This is a genomic window from Paraburkholderia bengalensis (assembly GCF_037126505.1).
In the GTDB taxonomy this organism is placed as follows: domain Bacteria; phylum Pseudomonadota; class Gammaproteobacteria; order Burkholderiales; family Burkholderiaceae; genus Paraburkholderia; species Paraburkholderia bengalensis.
The window spans coordinates 25,712-47,192 of record NZ_JACFYJ010000057.1; the positions used below are offsets into that span (position 1 = coordinate 25,712).

The window sequence follows — 21,481 nt, forward strand, 5'->3', positions numbered from 1 at the left end:
AATTTCCCGGAGTGACATCGGTGGCCAACGACATGGCCCAACCGAGACCGATTTCGCATCTACGTTCGCTGCTCGCGTCAGGTGTCGGCAACCTGCTCGAATGGTTCGACTGGACCGTCTACACCGTAGCGTCGGTTTATATTGCTGCTGCGTTGTTCGACAAGGCCGATCGAATGTCCTCGTTGCTGAACACGCTCGCCGTTTTCGCCGCTGGGTTTTTCGCGCGCCCGCTCGGCGGCATCGTATTCGGTGCAATGGCGGACCGACTCGGCCGTCGTGCCGTGCTGCTCAGCACGATGCTCATGATGGCAACCGCGAGCCTGTTAATTGCGGCGATTCCGTCTTATGACGCGATCGGCGGTTGGGCGTCCGCCGCGCTGCTGCTCGCGCGGCTTGTGCAGGGCGCAGCGCATGGCGGCGAGACGACGGCTTCGTACGCTTACGTCGCCGAGATCGCACCGCCCAAACGACGCGGCCTCTGGTCGAGCGCCGTGTTTATCTCGGTAGGTGCGGGTTCGTTGATCGCCACCTTCTTCATGGCATTTCTCACAGCCGTGCTTTCGGCTGATCAAATGCAGCAATGGGGCTGGCGCGTGCCTTTCGCAGCGGGCGGCTTGCTCGCCGTCTTCGTGCTATGGCTGCGCCGCAATATGGTCGAAAGCGTCGAGGACGCCTCCGCCGTGAAACATCACGTGCAACCCTGGTCGCGCGGCAAGCTCTTCAAGGAGGGTATCAAGCTGTTCATGTACGAAGCAGGTTCGACGCTAACGTACTACACGTGGGTTAGCTCTGCCGCCATCTATGCGATGAGCGTGAAGCACATGAACGCACACGACGCGTTCACGATGAGTTGCATCGCACAGGTAGTCTACCTTGTAGCACTGCCCGTCATCGGCAGGCTTTCGGATTTCATCGGTCGCAAGGTGACGACGCTCATCTCCCTGATCGGAATCGCCATTACGATCTTCCCGCTCTGGGGGATGATCACCACCGAGCCATGGACATTGCTCGTTGCACAAACGATCGGCCTCGTGCTTGTCGGGTTCATCACCGGCGCCAAACCCGCGGCAGTGTCCGAGCAGGTTCCGACGCGCTATCGTACGAAGCTGTTCGGCTTCTTTATCTCGCTGGCAGTGGCCTTCTTCGGCGGCACAGCGTCGTACTTCAGTACATGGCTGGCTTCCATCCAGAAGGCATGGCTCTTCAACGTGTATCTCGTCGTCATAGCGTTGATAGCGTCGGTGGTCGTGTTGAACTGGAAGAACAATACCGGCAAGCCGCTTTATGACATCGAGTGAGCATCGCATCGTGGCGAAAAGCTTGTACGAGATCGAAGCAAGGCATCGATAAATCGAACAATCATTAAAGATGACCGGGAGCGGTCACACCCGCGCTGCGGTATGAATATCCGGGCTTGCGAAGTCCGGCTGACATGCGCCGCGCGGCGCTGATTCCCGGTCCGTCGATCCACCAGGCGCTGCCAGAGAATCGACAACTCTGCTGCCATGTTACACGGCATCGATCAAAGGACATGGTGTAGCGCGTGCTCGCAGAGTTATGCGCACACGACGACCTGGGCGGCTGGAAGGCTGGCGCGCTCGGTTCCGGACGTCGCGTTCACTTCTTCACTGGCCCGGTACGTCATGTTTCGTGGCGAGTGTGCCGGTTTGCCGAAGCTGACCGCTTTACGCGATTGACGGCTAGGAGAGGCAGCCACATGGCGCGAGTGGCCAATCGTTCCGATGTCCACTGATAGAGGCTGAACGGACGTTTGTGCTCTCAGGCGCCAAATCAACGATTGGCCGCTTCTGGCCGAACCCGGTCGACTGTTGCCTGATGCGGATTGTTCGCATTAGCACACAAATTGTCACTAGCATCTTGCGATGCATCTGTCGTTGCAACTAAACTTAAATCGTCAGCATTCTGAGGAGCTGATGTGGTGCTGGTCGATCGAGTCGACCGGTCCCGTGCATGCTCTTAGGGCGAGCGGGTTTCAACTTATCCGAAACCTCCTTATAGGATCGCCCTATGTCATCGTCATTATCGCGCGTCCGTAAGCGCGCATTCATTCGTCAGGCAGGCCGTTGCTATTACTGTGGCTGCTTCATCTGGAACGACAGGAATGGTATGGAGGCAATGGCCACATACTTTGGAGTTTCGCACCGTCAAGTAAAAGTGTTCCAGTGCACCGGTGAGCACTTGACGGCCCGAATGGACGGCGGCTCGTGTAGCCAAAGCAATATCGTAGCTTCGTGTCTAATCTGCAATGGGGCACGCCATCGATGTAAGACGCCCCGTGATCCCATCGAACATCGGAGACACGTCCAGAATCGAATGCGCCGAAAGAAGTGGCATTCGAGATGGGTCTATGAAAGTGGGATTTGCAGCAGTGAGGGGACGGTTATCGGCCAGAGACTCCGCCACAATGGCAGGTGAGTTTGTAGACGAGCGCCTGTGCCCTCATTAGTTTGACGCCGCTCATCATGGGAGGTCCAACAGCTAACCACGCTTGTTGGACCGTAAGCGACCCGTGTCTGCCGGTCGAGCTGCCAGAGGCGCAACGGCGGCTAACCGAGTGGTCCGGTCACCCATGCCAGCTTTCGGGCGCAGCGGTTCGGCCTTTGCTGTCACTAAGACTGACGTGAGTCCATGTCAGCTGTATAGCGTTTGCCGACGGCGGCAAGATTGTGCATTCGACGGCGCCTTCCTGCATTGCAAACTCACACCGCCGTCCCCTTGTCGATATCCGGATCAATGCGACGCCGACGATCGCTGCCACGTGGGATTATTCGATGGCTTCTCTCGGCCACAAGAATCTGACGGTGCCTCCGCACGCGTTGGCCGCCGTCGAACAAATCTAGATGTTCTGAGCCCTTGCCTTCTATACCACGGGTAGCCAGGACGTCTTACACCGCGACTCTGCTTTGCGCTACGCGTAGTACTCGTCGGGCAGCAGCATGTCTTCGAAGAAGGCGCCGAATCTGCCCTGTGGGTCGCGGATATGGCATTCGACGACCCATCGCATCGCGGCGGGACGCCGCTCGAGTCCCGCCAGGGGACCCGCATGAATCGCGGCATGCGGATAATCCGAAAGTCGGTGGCCCGCAACGACGGGATCGAGGAGCCAACCCGCCTGCGACGCGGCCTCGGCCGCGTGCCGGCACAGTTCGGCGCCCGTGCGCCCCTCGTTGATCCACAATGCACGGACGTCATGGAGCAACGCTTTGACGTCGCGCGCGCAACGCGCATGCTCCGCATGATCGCCGACCACGAAGGTGTCGCCCGCATCGCCTTCCCATGCACCGTAACGCGGACCGATGTCAATGAAGAAAATGTCGTTCTCCGCGAGCACGACGCGGGACGCTGGCTGCTCTGTCAGCGGCCTCGCCGTGTTCGCGCCAAAACGCACGATGATGGGATGCCACGTGCGCGCCATCCCGGCGTCCGCGAGCAAACTCTTGGTCAGTTGAACGGCATCGTCTTCCGTCATCCCTGGCTCGATACGACTCGCGGCTTCGCGAATCACCGCGAGTGTCTTCGCACGCGTGTCGAGCATCCCGAGAATTGAAAACCCACGCCCGACCTCTTCGGGATCTTGAACTTGCGACTCTTGCACATGGACCTCTTTTGAACTTCAACATCTCTCGTTTCGATAGACGCCTCATCACCAGCCAGCGAGAAATTCGTGCAACAACGTCATGTAGAGCGTCGGTTCCTCGACGTTGGGGAAATGACCTGAACGCTTCATCTCGACGAATTGAGCGTCGGAAATCAGGCTCGCGCACTCCTGACCATCCTGCACAGTGTTGAGCCGGTCGTAGCGTCCGGACATGACCAGCGTATTGGCCTTGATGCGCGGCAGCACCGGCCTCAGATCGAAGCCCGTCAACGCCGCTGCGGCCGAGGCCCATTCCGGAGGCGTCAATGAAAAGCGGCGCTCTTCGCTAATCCACGCCGCCTTGGTTGGCTCGCTCGCGTAAGGGCCGAAGGACTGCTTCAGCAGATATTCCTGCTGCTCGTCATGCGTCAGGCCCTTGAACTCGTCGGCATGTTCCGCAATCAGCCGCGCCGATGACGATGTCTCGCCATGACACTTCGGCACGACGAGCGCCAGGCTGTGAATGCGCGCGGGATCTCTCGCAGCGAGACCCTGAGCGACGTAACTGCCCATCGACGAGCCAACGCCACGAGTGTCGGTCATCCCGAGCACATGGAGGACGCCTGCGGCATCGTCGATATGGTCGTCGAGCGTATAGTGCGCGGGACGCGCCGATCGGCCATGACCTCGCGCGTCGATTGCGACCGTCGTGAAGTACGGCCTGAGCGACTCGACCTCCTTCGACCACACACGCCCGCTCGCGCCGAGTCCGTGAAGAAACAGCAGCGGCGGTCCCGTCCCCTCTATCGCGACACTGAGGTCGACACCGTTGACGCGCAATATCGGCATGGTTTGAGCACTCCTTCACGCAGTTGCGGAAACGTCGGCGGACGCCGGCACGTCGATGCCGAGGTGCGCGCGCAGGAACATGGCGCCTTCTTCCAGCGCGGCATCCGCTTCGTCGAGCACGGAATGCCATATGTGCCATTCATGAATCATTCGCGGCCAGATATCGAGGCGCACTCTGCCCTGCGCAGCACCTGCCTTGCCTGCGAAGCGCACCGAATCGTCGAGCAAGGTCTCGTTGCCGCCGACGTGAATCAGCAACGGCGGCAAACCCGCCAGGTCGCCGAACAGCGGCGACGCGAACGGCGTGGTGTCCGACTGTCCACGCAAGTAGTTTTGTGCAAAGAATGCAAGACCTTCCGGTGAAACGACGGGATCGACGCTCGCCTTCGTCAAAACGGATGGTCCTGACATGCTTAAATCGAGCCACGGCGAAATCAGAAACGCCGCAGACGGCAGAGCGAGACAACGACGCTTCAGATCCAGCATCAGCGACGCGCACAGTCCTCCTCCCGCCGAATCGCCGACGAGCGCGATCGACTCTGGCGCATATCCTTGCTGCAGCAGCCAGCACCAGGCGGCAACAGTGTCATCGAAGGCAGCGGGGTAAGGTTGCTCCGGCGCCCGGCGGTAATCGAGCGCGTATACGTTAGCCTTCGTGCGCACTGCGATCTCTGCGATCAGCGTGCGGAACGTCGCGGGCTCGCCCATCACGAATCCGCCGCCGTGCAAAAAGAGGATCGCTTTACCCGCTAACCCAGGTGGCGCGCTGCAATGGAGTCCCTTGAACCCGGAGGAGTCGACGGTTCTGAAGCTTGCTCGAGGATCGACGGGCAAAGGTCCGTAAAGCGCCTCCAGTCCTTCGCGCAGTTGCGGCGCGGACATCTGCGCATGCGCGTCCTTGCTGACGCGATCGATCTTCGAAATGACGTTGATCAACTGTGTGTTCGACATGCCCTTGCCCCGGTCGGTGACAGAGATTGAATAGCGACCACCGCGAACGTTTGACCGTACGGTTCAAAGGCTTCCCGGCGAGGGACCGACATGCCACTCAGGCTCCCTGAACTCCGAAATCGGTGCATGCGGGTCGATCTCGATCACTTGCCCTCCTAACACGAGCGACGGCAAACGCGATACGTGTAGCGCCTCGGCTTCCGCTACCGCATCTCGCCGTTCCGACAGATTAACGACACGCAGCGCAAAGCGGGTCTTGTCGATCAACGTGTCCATGCTCTCGACCACTGCGACGCAGATCGAGCAGCCATCGTGATATAGCGTTATGGGAGTCACTTGCTTCTCCATCAATATAGTTCGGATATCTGCACGCTTACGACGCACTGCAAACTGACGAGCATTGTCGGCCGGCCGCGCTATGGAGTCCATTCGCACGAGATTCGAACGCAAGCCAAAGAAGGGCATCAAACGGCCATCTCCGCACACGCATACCCATGCCGTATCCGATGCGCTGCGCACGCGGCTTCATTTCCGGACACAACACGTCAACGAAGCGCCACGCCGCGATCCTGATTAAACCGCAGCCATACACTCGATTGCGTTCAACGAATCAGGGGCAACGATGCATATCGGAATCCTTGTCCTGCCACGTCACAGGGCTTCGGACCTTGTTGCGGCAATGGACACACTCAGCCTGCTCGATGAAGGCTCTAACAACGGCGAACACTACCGGTTCCAGCTGATCGGGCTGGACTTCCTGTATGTGAAGGGAAAAGGCGGCCTCGCCGTGATGGCCGATTCGACCATTGCGACCACCGCGCCCGATTTCGACACGCTGCTGATAGCGGGCGGCGAATCGGACCGGTCGCCGACCGCCGCGGCGCTCGTCGAATGGATCGCCGCAGCGGGGCAAAAGGCGCGCCGCATCGGCGCAGTTGGCGAAGCGGTACCGTTGCTTGCGCGCGCAGGCCTGCTCGACGGATGCACGGTCGCGCTTCACCCTGCCGCGCTTCCGCGGTTCTCGCAACGATGGCCGACCGTCATCGCGAGGTCCGATCAATCCTTCATACGTGACGGCAAGGTGTTGACGGCGTTCGGCCCGGAATCCAGTGTTGAGCTTGCGCTTGAACTCGTCAGAGATGACTTCGGACAGTTCGCCGCGTCGCAACTGGCTCAACGTCTCGACACCTGCTGTCGAACGTCAATGAAACGGGCCGCGCGACCCTGTCTTCGCATGGGCAAACGCGCCTGCATCCGCGAACTTCAGCATTACATCCTGTCGCACCTGTCGGCGGATCTTTGCGTGTCCCGTCTCGCTGCCCGCGCCGGGATGAGCGAGCGTCATTTCGCACGCGTGTTCGTCCGCGAAACGGGCACCACGCCGCTCGAATTCGTGCGCACGCAGCGCGTCACGCGAGCGATGCGATTGCTCGTCCGATCCACTCACTCCATTGCGCAGATCGCCCAGTTGTGCGGCTTCAGCGGAGCGCAGACGCTCAGGCGAAACGTGGCGGCCGTTCTCGGTACAACGGCGCTTGAACGCTGAGCGTTACCCGTCACAAGCAAACTTCAGAACGCCTCGTGGCCGGCTGGCCGTTCTCTGTCCTTCGATGGCCGAAATTTTACCGTTGAGCGACTTTCGGCCACGCGATTCATGAACCAGAATTTGTTCCAAGACACCGGGCGCTTGCCCGATCGGAATTCAAAATGTTCAGGAGGTTCATCATGTCCACACTTTCTTCCCCCGGCTCACAAGCTGTCCGAAATAGCGCTTCCATCAAGAATCTGCCAGTGAACCTGTTTGGTTCTGTCATGGGTATTGCCGGCCTCTCCCTCGCGTGGCGGCTCACGAGCCACGAGTTCGGCGTGAGCCCCTATATTTCAGGCGCAATCGGCACGCTCGCCATCGTGGTTTTCCTGCTGCTCAGCGGCGGATACCTCGTTAAGTGGTTCAGGCATCCCGGCGCAGTGGCCGGCGAATTCCGCCATCCGATTGCAGGCAACTTTTTCGGCACGATCACGATTGCGATCCTTCTGCTGTCATCCGTCGTCGCGCCCGTCAGCCTGTTGCTTTCCGAAGTGGTCTGGACGATCGGCACCATCAGCACGGTGGCGCTCTCGTTCGTAATCGCGAGCCGTTTGCTGCAGGGCAAGATCGATGCGGGCCACGCGGTTCCGGCGTGGCTGATACCGGGCGTGGCGACGCTCGACATTGCCGTGGCCGGCGGCACGATGCCGATGCCGTGGGCGCATGAAATCAACCTGTTCGGGCTCGCCGTTGGCGCGATGATCGCGCTGCTGTTCTTCACGATGATCATGTCGCGCCTGATCCATCACGAGCCGCTGCCCGTCGGAATGGTGCCCTCGATGGTGATTCTGATCGCGCCGTTCGAAGTCGGCTTCCTCGCGTACACGAATTTCACGCAGCACGTCGATACCTTTGCGGGCCTGCTTTTCTACTTCGGTCTGTTCGTGTTCGTGACGCTGGCTTTCAAGGTGTTCCGTAAGGGCATCCCGTTTGCGGCCGGCTGGTGGGCGATCAGTTTTCCGATGGCCGCGCTGACGAGCGCGTCGCTGAAGTACTCGATGTTCGTGCAGGCGTGGCCCGTGACGTTCATTGCGATCGCTCTGCTCACGCTTCTCACCATCGCGATCGCCGTGCTGTTCGTCCGGACGCTGCACTTCCTGTTCAACGGCAAGCTTCTCGGCGCATGAGCATGGATGCTGCGGCGTGAATTTCATGCCGCAGCAGGTCTTGCGTCACACCAGCCTCCACGCACCGTTATCGTCGCGGGCGTGGAGGTATTGTTTCGTCTGCGCAAAAGTGAACTGGCTGCTGCCCTTGCCCGGAAGCGAAGAGCAGAGCATCGAGCAGTGCATTCAGGAACAATTCAACGACTTCATACGGCACAATGCACGTCGCGTGGCGTCCTTCAATGCGGGACCACACCAGTTCGACATCGAAACCATCAACAACCAGTTCCACCGCTGCGATGAGGAATCGCTCGTCATCGGACGACACGGGTAAGCGGAAATGGATGATGCATTCAGTCGACCTTCTCGAATGCATCAGGAGTGGGATGAACGCGGATGGCAAGTCGCCTCTCCCGGAATGAACGATGGATGCCGCGGCGACTCACTAACCGCGTGACGCACGTGCGGACGCCACGCGTTGTGAAACGGATCAGCGGTACATGTAGCGACGCGACCAGGGAATGACGGCGGCCGGCTGCCGCGACTTCTGGCACACAATCTGGAAGATCGATACGTTGTCCACCGCGAATGCGTGCGCACAGCCCGCCAGATACACGCGCCAGATCCGGTATTTCGTTTCACCCAACATTGCGCGGATGGTCTGCGCCCGTGCTTCGAAACGTTCGGTCCAATGCTCCAGCGTACGCACGTAGTGCCGACGGAGGTTCTCGACGTCAAGGGGCTCGAGTCCGCCCGACTGCATCGTCTTCAGCGCCAGCGAGATGTGCGGCAGTTCTCCCGCGGGGAATACGTATTTGTCGATGAAGGTTCCGCCGCCGTGAGGAGAATCGCCGCTCCCAGCATCAGTCGACGTGATGCCGTGATTCATCGCAATACCGTTGTCGGTCAATAACGACTGGATACGCGCAAAGTACTCCTCGAGATTGTCTCGCCCGACATGCTCGAACATGCCGACGCTCGTGATCCGGTCGAATTTGCCCGTCACGTCCCGGTAGTCCTGAAGACGGATCTCGACGAGATCGGCGACCTGTGCTTCGCGAACCCGCTCGAGCGCGAGATCGTACTGTCGTTCCGATAGCGTAATGCCGACGCAATGCGTTCCGAAGCGCTGCGCCGCCCGGATGACCAGCGCACCCCAGCCGCATCCGATATCGAGCAGTGTGTGCCCGCGCCTGAGCCTTATTTTCGACAGGATCAGGTCGATCTTCTTTTCTTGCGCTTCGTCGAGCGTTTCAAGACCATATTCGAAGTAGCCGCACGAATAGACCATCTTGCTGTCGAGCCAGAGGCGGTAGAAGTCATTGGACACGTCATAGTGGTATTGGATCGCCGCCTTGTCGTCGCTCTTCGTATGCGCGAACTTGCGCATCAACTTGCCCGCCAGGCTCGCGCCGCCTGTCGATGGCGCCGGCAGCGCAGACAGCTTGTAAGCGACATCGACGATATCGGCCACCTTGCCGTCGATATCGATTGACTCGCGCACGTAGGCCTCGCCAAGCGTATCGAGGCTCGGGTCGAGAAACGCACCAATAGCGCCGATGTCATTGATGCGCAGCGATACGAGAGGTGTATCGAACGACCCGAGGTCGTGACTGATACCGTTCCATAGAGTCAAACGAACAGGAAGATCGAGCTCGTTTCGAACGCGCTCCATCCAGACCTGGAGCTTTGCGCCCAGAACCTTGTCTAGCATGTAAGAACCTGCAAAAAATAAGACTGAACCGCCGTGGCGGATGACGACGCCGGAACGCCAGGCCGGACTACGAAGCCATTTTCAGACCGATCACGCCGACGACGATGCACCCGAGAAAAGCCATCCGGGCCGGCGACGCGGAATCGCCAAACAGATAGACGCCAAGAATGGCCGTACCCGCTGCGCCAATGCCCGTCCACACGGCATAAGCGCTGCCGATGGGCAAAGTCCGCACAGAAGCTGCCAGAAGCGTCATGCTGGCCAGCAGCGACAGCGCGGTGCCGACCGTGGGCCAAAAGCGTGTGAACCCTGCGCAATACTTCAGACCAGTGGCGAAGAGAATTTCGAAAACGCCTGCCAGGAACACACAAAACCAGGCCACCTGATGCACCTCCTCACGAAAAAAGAACACCCAATTGCCAGATCATGGCCGTCCCATTCTGCCAACGAATAGCACCGCGGTGAGTCGCAGGAAGCCGTCAGAAACGGTCAAGTTGCGATAAGGTCAGGACACGCACGGACGGAAATCCGCATCGGGTTACAGATGAGCCGTGATGCGAAATAACGGCCACACTCGGCCCATTTCCTGCCATCGATTCTGGTGACGGCGTCCTGGCGCATACAATGCAGATTGCTTCAATCGATCAGCGTCCGGAGTCATGATGCGAATCGCTCTCTTGGTGTTTCCCGGCGTCCAGATGCTCGACCTTGCCGGGCCAATGGACGTGTTTACCGAAGCGAACTGTCAGCTCGGCGATCCGAACGCCTACGCACTGCTGACCGTCGCCCCTACCCTGGAAACTCTCTCCGCGTCGAATGGCATGCGGTTTCTTCCTGATGCGTCCATCGCCGACGCACCCTGCGACATCGACACCCTGCTCGTCGCCGGAAGCCCGCGCATTAACGAATATGAAGAGAATGGGGAGTTGATTGCGTGGCTCGTCGGACAGTCCCGCTACGTGCGCCGGCTAGGCTCCGTCTGTTCGGGCGCGTTCCTGCTCGCCCGCGCGGGCTTGCTCACAGGCAGGCGCGCGACCACGCACTGGAATTCCGCGGCACGGCTCGCAAAGAACTATCCGAACGTGCGTGTCGAACCTGACCATATCTTTGTCAAGGATGGTCCTGTGTACACGTCTGCGGGCGTAACGGCTGGAATGGATCTCGCGCTCGCCCTGGTCGAAGAAGATCACGGCCGTGGCGTCGCATTGCGCGTTGCCCGTGAACTCGTGATGTTCGTCAAACGCCCTGGCGGTCAATCGCAATACAGTCTGCATCTGGCGGCGCAGGTCACCGAACGCAGCCCGTTGCGCGACATTCAGGAATCGATCCTCAACGATCTGTCGGCGGATCTTTCCGTCGAAGTGCTAGCCGGTCGGGCGGGAATGAGCGTCAGAAACTTTTCGCGGATGTTCAAGCGTGAGACGGGTACGACGCCCGGCGATTTCGTCGAAATAGCGCGCGTGCAGGCTGCCAGACGAATGCTTGAGGAAAGCGACACGCCCCTCAAGAAAGTGGCCTACTTGTGCGGGTTCAGTGACCAGAACAGCTTACGCCGCGCGTTCATCCGGCGTCTCGGCGTGACGCCGATCGAATATCGCCAGCGCTTTCGCGGCGAGGGTCCGGCGCTGCTGGAGACGGTGCGGCAGGCTATTGCCGCCAGTTGAGACATTGCACTCCGGCTACGCGGCGCACGAAACGTCGCACGGGAGACGGCACATGCCGTCTCCGGGTTGCTATTCGTAGTGGCTAAACGAATGAGCGACATGCGCGCGGACTTCGTTCATGTTCAATGACCTCGTTGTCGAGATGACCGAAGTCAACTGCGACTCGGAATGCACGCCCATCTGCCGATAGACGAGAATGCCCTCGCGCAGGATCATCAGCGTCGGTACAGACCGTATGCTGGCCGCCGCTGCGAGATCCCAGCGTTCTTCCGTGTTGACCTTCACGAAGTCGATGTCCGGAAACGCTGAGGCGGTGGCCTCGAACACGGGTGCAAAATGCCGGCACGGTCCGCACCAGGGCGCCCAGAAATCGACGACCACGATCCTGTCCGGCGCGATGATCGATTCAAGCGTATCCGAATGCAGTTCAAGCAATGCCATTCATAACTCCTTTCAATTTTCAACCAGTTCCAAACGACCGCTCGCTGCGTACGAGGCGCTAGCGACCAGGGAAATTATGAAGGGCTCGAAATGAGGCTGACGGTCGGAACGGCACCAGTTCCGGCCACGGCGAGGCGCGCCACCGATGCGTGGCCGTCGAGCACATCAACGTGGCTGCTATTGCGACCATGTCACGCTTTCCGTCGCGGTCTAGGGCGTCCAGAATGAGCTTGAGCATCGCAATTCCGCGTTGCCCGCCATCGCGAGTCTTAGGCGACTCTGCTGCCGCTACCGAAACGTGATGGGTAACTTTGGCACCTGTTTGTGTGCGTCCCGATATGAAACTTTCACATGCGCTTTCGCCTATCTTCACGCTGGGCTGTCTCGTGCTCCTTCGTGCTCTGCATCGCCGGTTGCTCATTGCCGCAACCTATGGACAGCTTGCTCACCGGGCCCTCCGCGGGCTCCACATCCGATCAGGGACCAGAAGTTGTCGACGGTATTGATGTCTGGTTGCATGGAGCACCCACCCGTCCGTATGACATCGTCAAGCAGACGATGGTCACCAACTGGCTGCCGCTGCCCGGCATGCATGGCACGACGTCGCGCATCGTAGATGCGGTTCGGCAAGCGGGTGGCGATGCCGCTATCGTCTACAACACGCACACGTATCGGGAGTCGACCAATACGCATCGACACATCTACGTGTCGACCATCGAGCGTGCCGAGATTGCTATCGTCCGATATCGATAGCAGAAATGTGCCATCTGTGTCGTGGCGGGGGCCACTGGGGCCACGGAGGCTGGGGCGGCCACGGTTATTGGGGCCACGGGCACGGAGGCGGCTGGACTGGCCACGGATACCGATGGCGCGGTGGCGGTGGCGGCTGGGGCGGCGGCGGTGGCCACTACTGGGGCGGTGGCGGACATCATGGGTCAGTGCACTGAACGGCAGGACTCCCGGGAATGGGCGTTTCGGGAATGACCGGATTTGCGCTTGCGCCTCGCGTCGTTCCATCCACGATGCCGAACCGCCTTTCAAGCAGCGAGTACTGGCAATTGGTCCGTCGGTAAGCGCAGTCATCGCAAGGGAATCCCGTACCCAACCTGCTGGCCCGCAGCCAGTTGATGCCGTGCAGATACCAACGTTCAAGGACGGTGGAGACGGTATTGCTCGTCGAGGATGAGCCCGACGTGCTCGCGGTTGCCACCGAGCTGTTTGCCAGCATCGGTTATGAAGTCACTCTTGCGGCTCTGGCATTCATTTCTAACCCGCGTTTCATCTCCGCGCGGCGGTCAGCCTTGTGCGCAGCGAAAGTGATTCTGTCTATGGCGCCGGCGCATCGCTTGCCGCGCTTCTCGCTGCGGCTCGCTTCGACGCTTTTTGTACCGCGAGGTTCGCTTTGCGCGGTGCAGGGCCCGAGTGGTTCGCGGTTTCAGTGCGAAAGCGGTCGCGATACTCGGCAGGGTTGATCTGCAGCCGTCGCGCGAACACGCGGCGCAGCGCGTCGGTGCTGTCGAATCCGCAGCGTCTCGCAATCTCCCGTAGTGAAAGATCAGTGGCTTCCAGGTACCGCCGCGCGGCGTCTATTCGTGCGTTGCCCAGAAACGCGATCGGTGTCATGCCGCATTCCTTGACGAACGTTCGCGCTAGATTGCGTGCGCTCATATGCACGCGTGCCGCAAGGGACGAAACCGTGTGATTGACTTGCAGATTGTCGAGAATGTACTGCTGCAGCGAGCTCGCTTGCGAGCCGGGCGCCGCCTGCGACTCCAGTAGCGGACTGAATTGCGACTGGCCGCCTGCACGGCGCAGATAGACGATCATGTACTTTGCGACGCCGAGCGCCATCGCCTTGCCGAAGTCTTCCTCGATCAATGCGAGCGACAAGTCAATGCCTGCGGTCACGCCGGCCGTCGTATAGATGCCGCCGTCCTGCACGTAGATGTGATCCGGTTCGATGCGCGCCTTCGGGAAGGTCGCCGAAAGCCGCGGCACGTCCATCCAGTGCGTCGTCACCACGCGATTGTTCAGCAGCCCGGGGGGGGCCGAGCGCGAACACGCCATTGCAGATCGCACAGACACGCCGCACGCGCCGGTACTGCTGGCGCAGCCATTCGCTGAGCGCGGGGTCGTCGAACGCATCGAAGATGCCGACCCCGCCCGGCACGATGACCGTGTCGAAATCGGGGCACACGTCGAAAATCGTGCGGTCCGGTGTCACGGTTAGCCCGCTCGACGACTGCACGGTGCCGCGCGTCGTGCCGACGGTGAGCATCTCGTACTCGCACTGGCCGCCGCTCAGGATGCGAACTTCTGCGAAGGCGTCGCGCGGGCCCGCGATATCGAGCAACTGGAAGCCGGGAAAGACGACCATGCCGATCTTGATGCGTTTCATTTTGAGGTCACTAGCTGATGCGTAAAGCGGTCACACGTCAATGTGAATGGTCCCGCCGCCGCACCGCGGCGCGCCGTGTAGCACGTACTGCCGCTCAGGCCGCGGCAGCGTCCCGGTCGTATCCGCTGATTTTATAGAGCAACGCCGAGATGAGGCAACCGACAATAAAGATCCCGACAATCGCATAGCCGAGCATGCCGAAATTTTCATTGAGAGTATGGACAAAATGCCAGAACGGTCCCGACAGGCTGAACACCCGGCTCATGATGCCGAGCATCTCGATGGCGCCAATCAAGAGCGCGACGATCGTCGAGATCAGCGTGATCGTCACGTTGTAATGGAGCTTGCGCAGCGGCTTCACGCATGCCCAGCCATAGGCGCCGAGCATCAGGATGCCGTCGGTTGTGTCGACCGTCAGCATGCCGGCGGCGAACAGGCACGGAAACACGAGGATCGTCCAGGTCGAAAAGCCCGCGGACGCCTGCGATGCCGAGGCGCCGAGCAACGCTACCTCCGTCGCGGTTTCGAAGCCAAGCCCGAACACGATGCCGAGCGGGAACATCAGCCAACTGGAGCTGACGACGCGAAACAGCGGCCTGAAAATGCGCGCCAGCAGATTGCCTTCGAACCGCAGTAAGCTGGAATCCGCTGCGAGCTGCTCGCGTCCGCTGCTCATCCGGCGAAACGTACGCATCAGATCGACGAGCAGCACGACGTTGAACGCGCCGATCGCGAGTAGAAAGCCCGCCGATACCAGGGTGCCGATCATCGCGCCCGTTTCCCTGAATTTGTCGAAGTGATGAACCAGCGCCTTGGTCGCCATCTCGACGACGACTGCGCCGACGACCACAGTCAGCGAGTGGCCGAGCGCGAAGAAGAATCCGACCGAAACGGGATGCTTGCCTTCGTTCATCAGCTTGCGCGTGACGTTGTCGATTGCGGCGATATGGTCTGCATCCATCGCATGGCGCAGGCCGAAGCTGTACGCGAGAAACGCGGTGCCGAACAGCATCGGCGATGCGCGTACGGCGACGCACGCCCAGCCCCAGGTCACGAGGTTGATGAGCGTGAGCGCCGCGTACATCGTGACGATCCTGCCGCGCGTCGACGCGCGTCGGCTCGCGGTTCCGGCTACGGTTCCGGTAAAGCGGGGCATGACGGCTTTCCTTTCGGTGTCCGCGGATTGACGTATCGGTTCAGCAGGGGAGCGCGGACGCGGGTATGCGGGCGGACCGCACGCGCTCAAGTTCGGCTCGGGAGAGCGTTCCGCTTGTTTCGAGCACGCTTACCAATGCTTCGAGAAAGCGCTCGTAGTAGTCCCAGCGCGGCTGATGCGCGCACCCAAGCGCTTCCCAGCGGGCAATTGACGCGATCAGGCATTGTCGGAACGCCTCCCACTCGAAGCAACCTGCTTTCGAGAGCGACAGTGCAAGTCCGAACACGTCGCGCTCCCAGCGATTGGTGAAGAGCAGCTTGCCATCGATGCGCGGCGGTGATTCCGGCTCGCCCAGCATCGATGCCGTCGCGTATTCCTCGAATAGCATGAACATCGCGCGCTCCTAAGGTTGCGGCGACGCGACGAGCGCGACGCCCATCATCGATTCCGGCGTGACCAGCGCGGCGAGCCTTTCTTCGCTCATGCCGTCCGTATTGGCCGGGCGTTCCGGGATCACGAACCAGCGGATCTGCGCACTACTGTCCCACACCTTCACTTGCTTCGTCTCCGGTACCGTGACGCCGAACTCGCGCAGCACCGCGCGCGGCTCTCGTACGCCGCGCGCGCGGAACACGGGATCCTTGTACCAGTACGGGGGCAGGCCGAGCACCGGCCACGGGTAACACGAGCACAGCGTGCAGATGATCAGGTTGTGTACCTGCTCGTCATTCGCGACCGCTGCTATGTGCTCGCCTTCCGCACCGGTCATGCCCGCGGGCAGATCAAGCTCTGCGATCGCGCGCGGCGTGTCGGCGACGAGGCGCTTTTTGTACTCCGGATCGACCCATGCCCGGGCCACGATCTTCGCGCCGTTGAACGGCCCTGCGACCGTTTCGAAATGGTGTAGCACGGTGTCGACCGAATCGCTGCCGATGACGCCCTTCTCGATCAGCAGCGCTTCGAGCGCGCGTACCTTCGCTGCATTGCCTGCCTCGCGGTCCTGTGCAAAGCGAAAGATTTCACTCATGTCGTTCTCCGGATGGTTAACTCGCGGCCCGTACGTAAGCTTCGTACAGGTCCGCGTAGAGGGTCGTATTGGGTTCGCTCTTGCCCGCACCCCAGACGTCGACGGCGTCGAATGCGATCCGGTAGACGGGCATCGGCTCCCCAATCCCGTCGACGCCCGTCGACACGAAGTACGAGAAGCGCCCCGGGTAGACGAGGTCGACGATGCCAGTCTTGTTGCGCAAGTAGCCAGGCAGGCGTGTGTGATCGACCGCTTCCGGGTCGGCAATCCGAACCTTGTCGCCCGCATTGAAGCGCGGCGCGCCACCGGGCGCGTGATAACAGGAATCTCCCTGCTTCAGATACGCGCTGACCTGCGCTGCGAGCGGCGGGCTAGGACGGTCCGGCAAGGCGGCATCCGGATGAGAGTAGTAGAACGCGCTCCCCAGTTCGAGCTCTTCTGCGCTGATGTAGCCAGCGTCGACGAAGAACTGTGCGATGCCGCTGAGCCACTTCTCGTAATAGCGGTACTTGAAATATTCGAACGGCTGCATGTCTTCTGCGCCGGTGCGCAGCGAAGCCCAGGTCCAGTCGCTCTTGAATTTCGTAGGTAGTGCATGAATCGGATACGCCGGCGACGCGTGGGCGAGATGTGCGCTCTCTGCCATCATCGTCGTATGGATGCCGAAGATGCGCCGTTCCCAAGGCTCTGCAAAGACGCGTGTGTCGAGATCGACGGGCCCGAGGTTCTCGATCCCTCCAAGATGGTGCTGTAGTTTCATGGTGTGATCCGTACCGGTGATAAAAGCCCTGCGGGGGTGAAGCGCATGGAGCGCAAGCGTGAACCTGCGGCCGCGCGTCGGCGTGACGTGGTGCTGCGAGGTGTTGCTGTTAGCCAGGAAGATGCGCCTTCGCCTGCTGCGTGTTGCGGTCCGCCTGCGCGGCTATGTCCGGCACGGCGGGGTTGCCGGCCACGCACTCAAGCAGACCCGAGCGGAGCGCGTCCTCATCGAGTTCGCGGCCGATCACGACGAAGCGGCTCTCGTGCAGTTCGTCTTTCTCCCATGGCTTGCCGAAACTGGTTTCCATCAGCATGTGCACACTGTGGAAGTGCAGTCGCCGCATTTCGCCGGCGACGTTCAGCACGCCCTTCATCCTTAGAAGCCTTGCGCCCTGCGACTGCACGAGCTGGTTCACCCAGCGGTTGAAGCGTATGCCATCGAGCTTGCCGGGAATATGGAACGCGCAGGATGCGATGCTGATGTCATGCTCGTGCTCGTGCTCGCTGTCGCTGAGCATGCAAGGTTCGATAGCAAGAAGATTGTCGATCGAGAAGCTGCGCCGGCCCAGCAGCGTGCTGATCGCCACGGCCGAGCGTGTGACGAAGTCCAGCATCGCGGACGGATTCAGCGCACGCAGAACCGAAGACAACGCGGCGAGATCGGACGGTGCGACGAGATCCGTCTTGTTGATAACGATGCGGTCGGCGAACACGATCTGCTCGCGCGCGATGTCGTCGCGCAGTTGGCCGGCCGCATGCCGCGCATCAACAACCGCGATGACTGATTCCAGCTCGACGCGCTCGCGCACGTCTGGGTCGGCGAGAAACGTCTGGAGCACTGGCGCGGGGTCCGCTAGGCCCGATGTCTCGACGATCAACCGCTGGAGCCCGATTCCATGACGATCGAGCAACGCCAGCAGGCTGTTCACGAGGTCTCTGCGAACAGTGCAGCACACGCAGCCGTTATTGACCTCGATCACCGCTTCTTCGTCCGCGACTATCAGTTGCCCGTCGATGCCGACTTCGCCGAACTCATTGACAACGATGCCGATGGCCATTGGCCGCGTGCACTCGAGGATGTGATTGACCAAGGTGGTCTTCCCGGCACCCAGAAAGCCTGTGACGATCGTAGTGGGGATCTTCCTGATACGCATCTCCTGTTCTCCGTTTGTTGCCGGATGACGCTGATATATCAGACAGGATAGTGACTTTCTCCCGTCAAAGTTGCGGCTGGCGCACGGCGTGCCAACGTTGTCAGAAACGGCATGCGCGGATGGCCGAAATTGTCATAATCGACTGATTCGGACGAATGCGAGCCTCGGCCCATGTCCCTGTGCAAGGTTGGGCTACCGTGGGCCTAGTTCAGGCGTGAAGCCTGCTTCGGCGTTAACGCGTTTCCAAGCTTTTCTGACGCAAAGCCGAACGTTGCGCCCGTCCGAGCGCTGCAACGGCGGCCAGTGCCGGACTGGACGGCTCCATCGTCGTGATCGCGCGGCCGGCGACCACCGTCGTGTCGACCGTCGACGCGAAGCCTCAGACCGTCGCCGGCCGTACGTCGAGCAGTGTTGATTCGAGGATGGGTCGGCGCTGTCGGGACGAGGTTCTGCGTGTTGCGGATCCAGTCACGGCTGGCAAGCGTGACGACGACACCCTCCCGTTGTCGAGAACACGGCTTTACCGGTATTTGATGTCCTCAATGCAAGCGCGGAGAATCCTTGAGTTCGCAGATCTGTGCAATCGCTCGACGCTGTGGGCCGGGTCGAAATTGCACTTGGATCGTTCGCGAACGGGCCATCCCGTGATCACGAGAAGGTGTTGTTCGAAGAGCGAGACTTGTTGGGGCAAGCCCGAGAAATTGGCCGTTGCGCAATCACTGGACGTTCACGCAGGGCGACGAAGTGATCAAAGCGGAGCAGCCCTAGTCCGCTCGAGCACGATCCATTTATTGCCCGGCTATGCGCTGGCGGGAGGCGGCGTGGCGAGAGCGGGCGAACCGCAGCCGCCGCACCTACCTGCACACCGCGCTTCGTCATGGGGTGTTGGTCCGTCTCGGCGGCCGCGACGCGGTGCCCTCACGGAGACGCGTTCAATGGAACCTTGCTCGTCGTGGAGGCGGACGGCATCGGCGATGTCATGGCGTCCATCGAGAACGATCTTCTACCCGCGCGAGACTGTTCGAAAGCGTGCAAGTGCGGCCACGGGACTGGAGCTTAGGTAATGCCGGGCAGCGCACATGAGCGGGAACCACTCATGTATTGCTGCGGCGAAGCGGATGCCTAAGACCCGCCTATAGACCCGCGTACACCATCTTCGTGAACTGATCGCCGTTGAACACGAAATTGCCCCATTTGGCATCGAAGACAGCCGTAGGTTTGGCAGCGAGGATTTCGTCGAGCGATTTTCCCCGTTGCTTCAGCGCTGCCACATTGTTGCGCACGGCGACGAGCATGTCGCGGAATTCGATAAGCTGAGCGCGCGTGCCCACAGGCCCGTGACCGGGAATGACGATCGTGTGATCCGTGGTGCGCGCGACAGCCTCGTTGGCCCAATGGATCGCGCCGTCGATGTTGCCGCCGTCTTCATTGTCGATATACGGATAGATGCCATTCCAGAAGGTGTCTCCCAACGCGAGTACATCCGCCTTCGTGAAATAGACCCATAGGTCGCCGTCGGTGTGACCTCCGCCGAAGTTTTCCACATCGATTTTGGTACCTGCGAACGTGAAGGTATTCTTGTGATTGACCAATAGCGTCGGGCGGGCTCCCACTGGAACCGGGTAGAAAGTCCAGTTCCATGCATTGACGTGTGTCGTTTCGCTCAGATGCTTCAGCGTATTCCCGTGCGAAATGATGGTGGCCCCAGCCGCATGCATCCATCCATCGCCATCGGTGTGATCCCAGTGCCAGTGCGTGTTCACCACATATTTCAGCGGTGTCGAACTGATGTTGTCGAATGCCGCCTGCAGCTTTGCTTGTGACTTGCTGATGCCGGCGTCGACGAGGAACTTGCCTTCCTTTCCGGACAGAACGGTAATGTTGCCACCGGAGCCCATCACCACCGTGATGTTTCCGCGCAAAGGCTCGATGGTGAGATCCGAATCAGCACGTCGCAGGTATCGGGCGCCTGCACCCGTATGGAAATAGTCATCGGGCGTCGCCGTTTGGCTGCCGGAAGATCGCGCCGGCTGGGAGGCCAGTAGTGAGCCCGCGGCAATGGAGATCGATATAAGTAACAACCTGGTCGATCGTTTCACGATTGATTCGAGCTTGAGGAGTGGTTTCATGTCGCTTCCTTTGTTTGGCTGAGCAAATCGACTGTCCTGCATAACGTGTAACTTCCTTTGTGCGGTGGGGCGTATTAGCGAGGTGCGAGGAATGGCGTCAGCTCCAGCGTTGCGAGTGCGACGATGAAAGCAAGCCAGAGCGGGGCGGTATAGGAAGCCGTGAAATCTCGCAGCGCGCCGAACACGAGAGGCCCGGCGGCAGCCACCAGCTAGCCAACGGTCATGACAAATGCGTTCCACGACTCAACTTCATTGGGCGCGTGGACGTTGTCGAGCGGCAGTGTCATGCCGAGCGTGAAGCCGCCTCCGAGACCGAATGCAGTAAGGGCGACACAGACGTGAAGCATCACCGGCGGCGCCGCCGTTCGCTTTAATCCGCTGCGGGGAAGTCGAGCGTCGTATCGTTGATGCGGTTGAAGAGATTAGTGAATGCAATGCTGGCTATCGCCATCGTGACATCGACGATTTGCGTATCGGTGAAGCCAGCTAGCGCAAGCGCCGTAACAACATCTGTGTCGACCGTGCCGCTCGTTGTGGCCAGGTGCGATACGAACGACGCCAATGCATCGCTGCGTGCATCGCCCGACGGCTTGACCTGTCGCAACGCCAGAATGGCGTCGGCAGCGAGGCCGATCTTTTTGCTCATCAGCGTGTGTGCGGCGAGACAATAGTCGCAGCCCGTCGTTTGACTGACGACAAGTTTCACGACCTCGATATCCCGCACACTCAGGCTACTTCTATTAAGCGATGCTTCGAGGCTCAGCACGGCCTCCAGCGCAACCGGGCTATTCGAGCCGATTCCGATGTATGAATTCGGCACCTTGCCGATGGTCGCTGTAACCCGTTGAAACAGGTCGGCCGTGTGGCCCGTGGCTTCCGACGTTGCAATGGTATGGAGACGAGGCATGACGTTTTCCTTCAGGTAGTGGGTAGTATCGAGGGCGTGC

The 21,481-nt window shown here is 60.4% G+C and carries 22 protein-coding genes and 1 pseudogene; 7 read left to right on the plus strand and 16 right to left on the minus strand.

Features of this window, described 5'->3' with window-relative positions:
- Positions 1 to 32: 32 nt before the first annotated feature.
- Complete coding sequence (locus H3V53_RS27480) at positions 33 to 1,298, plus strand: MFS transporter (protein ID WP_336600624.1); 1,266 nt, start codon at positions 33 to 35, stop codon at positions 1,296 to 1,298.
- A gap of 1,631 nt (positions 1,299 to 2,929) precedes the next feature.
- On the opposite strand, the gene H3V53_RS27485 is transcribed toward H3V53_RS27480, so the two are convergent.
- From H3V53_RS27485 to H3V53_RS27500, 4 genes are all read right to left on the minus strand, one after another.
- Positions 2,930 to 3,616 (minus strand): M24 family metallopeptidase, encoded by a 687-nt coding sequence (locus tag H3V53_RS27485; protein ID WP_336600625.1) that lies wholly within the window; start codon positions 3,614 to 3,616, stop codon positions 2,930 to 2,932.
- A 48-nt stretch (positions 3,617 to 3,664) separates the two neighbouring features.
- Positions 3,665 to 4,447 (minus strand): alpha/beta fold hydrolase, encoded by a 783-nt coding sequence (locus H3V53_RS27490; protein ID WP_336600626.1) that lies wholly within the window; start codon positions 4,445 to 4,447, stop codon positions 3,665 to 3,667.
- A 15-nt stretch (positions 4,448 to 4,462) separates the two neighbouring features.
- Complete coding sequence (locus H3V53_RS27495; protein ID WP_336600627.1) at positions 4,463 to 5,398, minus strand: alpha/beta hydrolase; 936 nt, start codon at positions 5,396 to 5,398, stop codon at positions 4,463 to 4,465.
- Positions 5,399 to 5,461: 63 nt separating this feature from the next.
- The gene (locus tag H3V53_RS27500) at positions 5,462 to 5,734 is read right to left on the minus strand and encodes a hypothetical protein (RefSeq protein WP_336600628.1); all 273 of its coding nucleotides are present in this window, start codon (positions 5,732 to 5,734) and stop codon (positions 5,462 to 5,464) included.
- 286 nt (positions 5,735 to 6,020) lie between these two features.
- On the opposite strand from H3V53_RS27500, the gene H3V53_RS27505 reads away from it, so the two are divergent.
- The 3 genes from H3V53_RS27505 (at position 6,021) to H3V53_RS27515 (ending at position 8,426) form a co-directional block, all read left to right on the plus strand.
- Entirely contained in the window at positions 6,021 to 6,944 is a 924-nt protein-coding gene (locus H3V53_RS27505; RefSeq protein ID WP_336600629.1) for a GlxA family transcriptional regulator, read from the plus strand.
- A gap of 179 nt (positions 6,945 to 7,123) precedes the next feature.
- Positions 7,124 to 8,113, plus strand: a complete 990-nt coding sequence (locus tag H3V53_RS27510) for an SLAC1 anion channel family protein (RefSeq protein WP_336600630.1) — start codon at positions 7,124 to 7,126, stop codon at positions 8,111 to 8,113.
- Between the two features lie 16 nt (positions 8,114 to 8,129).
- Positions 8,130 to 8,426: a hypothetical protein gene (locus H3V53_RS27515; RefSeq protein WP_336600631.1), complete on the plus strand. Its 297-nt coding sequence runs from the start codon at positions 8,130 to 8,132 to the stop codon at positions 8,424 to 8,426.
- A gap of 156 nt (positions 8,427 to 8,582) precedes the next feature.
- On the opposite strand, the gene H3V53_RS27520 is transcribed toward H3V53_RS27515, so the two are convergent.
- Together H3V53_RS27520 and H3V53_RS27525 are read right to left on the minus strand one after the other, a co-directional pair.
- On the minus strand, positions 8,583 to 9,806 hold the full coding sequence (locus H3V53_RS27520; RefSeq protein ID WP_054923786.1) for an SAM-dependent methyltransferase: 1,224 nt from the start codon (positions 9,804 to 9,806) through the stop codon (positions 8,583 to 8,585).
- A 67-nt stretch (positions 9,807 to 9,873) separates the two neighbouring features.
- Entirely contained in the window at positions 9,874 to 10,218 is a 345-nt protein-coding gene (locus tag H3V53_RS27525; protein WP_310039195.1) for a DMT family transporter, read from the minus strand.
- 250 nt (positions 10,219 to 10,468) lie between these two features.
- Between H3V53_RS27525 and H3V53_RS27530 the strand changes: the two genes are divergently transcribed.
- On the plus strand, positions 10,469 to 11,470 hold the full coding sequence (locus H3V53_RS27530; RefSeq protein ID WP_336600632.1) for a GlxA family transcriptional regulator: 1,002 nt from the start codon (positions 10,469 to 10,471) through the stop codon (positions 11,468 to 11,470).
- A gap of 69 nt (positions 11,471 to 11,539) precedes the next feature.
- Here the strand turns inward: H3V53_RS27530 and trxA are convergent, their stop codons facing one another.
- Positions 11,540 to 11,911, minus strand: a complete 372-nt coding sequence (trxA, locus tag H3V53_RS27535; protein ID WP_054923785.1) for a thioredoxin — start codon at positions 11,909 to 11,911, stop codon at positions 11,540 to 11,542.
- Between the two features lie 432 nt (positions 11,912 to 12,343).
- On the opposite strand from trxA, the gene H3V53_RS27540 reads away from it, so the two are divergent.
- Entirely contained in the window at positions 12,344 to 12,664 is a 321-nt protein-coding gene (locus H3V53_RS27540) for a hypothetical protein (RefSeq protein WP_103323769.1), read from the plus strand.
- A gap of 573 nt (positions 12,665 to 13,237) precedes the next feature.
- Here the strand turns inward: H3V53_RS27540 and H3V53_RS27545 are convergent.
- The 7 genes from H3V53_RS27545 to H3V53_RS27575 form a co-directional block, all read right to left on the minus strand.
- The gene (locus tag H3V53_RS27545) at positions 13,238 to 13,909 is read right to left on the minus strand and encodes a GlxA family transcriptional regulator (protein WP_336600633.1); all 672 of its coding nucleotides are present in this window, start codon (positions 13,907 to 13,909) and stop codon (positions 13,238 to 13,240) included.
- Entirely contained in the window at positions 13,803 to 14,309 is a 507-nt protein-coding gene (locus H3V53_RS27550; RefSeq protein WP_336600634.1) for a DJ-1/PfpI family protein, read from the minus strand. Before H3V53_RS27550 ends, H3V53_RS27545 begins: the two co-directional genes overlap by 107 nt.
- 94 nt (positions 14,310 to 14,403) lie before the next feature.
- On the minus strand, positions 14,404 to 15,465 hold the full coding sequence (locus H3V53_RS27555) for a HoxN/HupN/NixA family nickel/cobalt transporter (protein WP_336600635.1): 1,062 nt from the start codon (positions 15,463 to 15,465) through the stop codon (positions 14,404 to 14,406).
- Between the two features lie 40 nt (positions 15,466 to 15,505).
- Positions 15,506 to 15,859: a nitrile hydratase accessory protein gene (locus tag H3V53_RS27560; RefSeq protein WP_054921815.1), complete on the minus strand. Its 354-nt coding sequence runs from the start codon at positions 15,857 to 15,859 to the stop codon at positions 15,506 to 15,508.
- 9 nt (positions 15,860 to 15,868) lie between these two features.
- Complete coding sequence (gene nthA, locus H3V53_RS27565) at positions 15,869 to 16,492, minus strand: nitrile hydratase subunit alpha (protein ID WP_336600636.1); 624 nt, start codon at positions 16,490 to 16,492, stop codon at positions 15,869 to 15,871.
- Between the two features lie 16 nt (positions 16,493 to 16,508).
- Positions 16,509 to 17,252, minus strand: a complete 744-nt coding sequence (nthB, locus tag H3V53_RS27570) for a nitrile hydratase subunit beta (protein WP_336600637.1) — start codon at positions 17,250 to 17,252, stop codon at positions 16,509 to 16,511.
- Positions 17,253 to 17,361: 109 nt separating this feature from the next.
- Positions 17,362 to 18,405, minus strand: a complete 1,044-nt coding sequence (locus H3V53_RS27575; RefSeq protein WP_336600638.1) for a CobW family GTP-binding protein — start codon at positions 18,403 to 18,405, stop codon at positions 17,362 to 17,364.
- An 801-nt stretch (positions 18,406 to 19,206) separates the two neighbouring features.
- Between H3V53_RS27575 and H3V53_RS27580 the strand changes: the two are divergent.
- Positions 19,207 to 19,488, plus strand: a pseudogene (locus H3V53_RS27580) (YciI family protein).
- Between the two features lie 50 nt (positions 19,489 to 19,538).
- On the opposite strand, the gene H3V53_RS27585 reads toward H3V53_RS27580, so the two are convergent.
- Both H3V53_RS27585 and H3V53_RS27590 read right to left on the minus strand, forming a co-directional pair.
- Positions 19,539 to 20,576, minus strand: a complete 1,038-nt coding sequence (locus H3V53_RS27585) for an MBL fold metallo-hydrolase (RefSeq protein WP_336600639.1) — start codon at positions 20,574 to 20,576, stop codon at positions 19,539 to 19,541.
- Positions 20,577 to 20,904: 328 nt separating this feature from the next.
- The gene (locus tag H3V53_RS27590) at positions 20,905 to 21,441 is read right to left on the minus strand and encodes a carboxymuconolactone decarboxylase family protein (protein ID WP_336600643.1); all 537 of its coding nucleotides are present in this window, start codon (positions 21,439 to 21,441) and stop codon (positions 20,905 to 20,907) included.
- Positions 21,442 to 21,481 lie beyond the last annotated feature (40 nt).

Excerpts from the sequence above, each read along its gene's own strand:
- H3V53_RS27590 (WP_336600643.1), bottom strand. The coding sequence starts at position 21,441 with ATGCCTCGTCTCCATACCATTGCAACGTCGGAAGCCACGGGCCACACG.
- H3V53_RS27575 (WP_336600638.1), bottom strand. The coding sequence starts at position 18,405 with ATGCGTATCAGGAAGATCCCCACTACGATCGTCACAGGCTTTCTGGGT.
- H3V53_RS27495 (WP_336600627.1), bottom strand. The coding sequence starts at position 5,398 with ATGTCGAACACACAGTTGATCAACGTCATTTCGAAGATCGATCGCGTC.
- H3V53_RS27480 (WP_336600624.1), top strand. The coding sequence starts at position 33 with ATGGCCCAACCGAGACCGATTTCGCATCTACGTTCGCTGCTCGCGTCA.
- nthB (WP_336600637.1), bottom strand. The coding sequence starts at position 17,252 with ATGAAACTACAGCACCATCTTGGAGGGATCGAGAACCTCGGGCCCGTC.
- H3V53_RS27540 (WP_103323769.1), top strand. The coding sequence starts at position 12,344 with ATGGACAGCTTGCTCACCGGGCCCTCCGCGGGCTCCACATCCGATCAG.
- H3V53_RS27555 (WP_336600635.1), bottom strand. The coding sequence starts at position 15,465 with ATGCCCCGCTTTACCGGAACCGTAGCCGGAACCGCGAGCCGACGCGCG.
- H3V53_RS27505 (WP_336600629.1), top strand. The coding sequence starts at position 6,021 with ATGCATATCGGAATCCTTGTCCTGCCACGTCACAGGGCTTCGGACCTT.
- H3V53_RS27520 (WP_054923786.1), bottom strand. The coding sequence starts at position 9,806 with ATGCTAGACAAGGTTCTGGGCGCAAAGCTCCAGGTCTGGATGGAGCGC.
- H3V53_RS27510 (WP_336600630.1), top strand. The coding sequence starts at position 7,124 with ATGTCCACACTTTCTTCCCCCGGCTCACAAGCTGTCCGAAATAGCGCT.
- H3V53_RS27560 (WP_054921815.1), bottom strand. The coding sequence starts at position 15,859 with ATGTTCATGCTATTCGAGGAATACGCGACGGCATCGATGCTGGGCGAG.
- H3V53_RS27550 (WP_336600634.1), bottom strand. The coding sequence starts at position 14,309 with ATGAAACGCATCAAGATCGGCATGGTCGTCTTTCCCGGCTTCCAGTTG.
- H3V53_RS27490 (WP_336600626.1), bottom strand. The coding sequence starts at position 4,447 with ATGCCGATATTGCGCGTCAACGGTGTCGACCTCAGTGTCGCGATAGAG.
- trxA (WP_054923785.1), bottom strand. The coding sequence starts at position 11,911 with ATGGCATTGCTTGAACTGCATTCGGATACGCTTGAATCGATCATCGCG.
- H3V53_RS27585 (WP_336600639.1), bottom strand. The coding sequence starts at position 20,576 with ATGCAGGACAGTCGATTTGCTCAGCCAAACAAAGGAAGCGACATGAAA.
- nthA (WP_336600636.1), bottom strand. The coding sequence starts at position 16,492 with ATGAGTGAAATCTTTCGCTTTGCACAGGACCGCGAGGCAGGCAATGCA.
- H3V53_RS27530 (WP_336600632.1), top strand. The coding sequence starts at position 10,469 with ATGCGAATCGCTCTCTTGGTGTTTCCCGGCGTCCAGATGCTCGACCTT.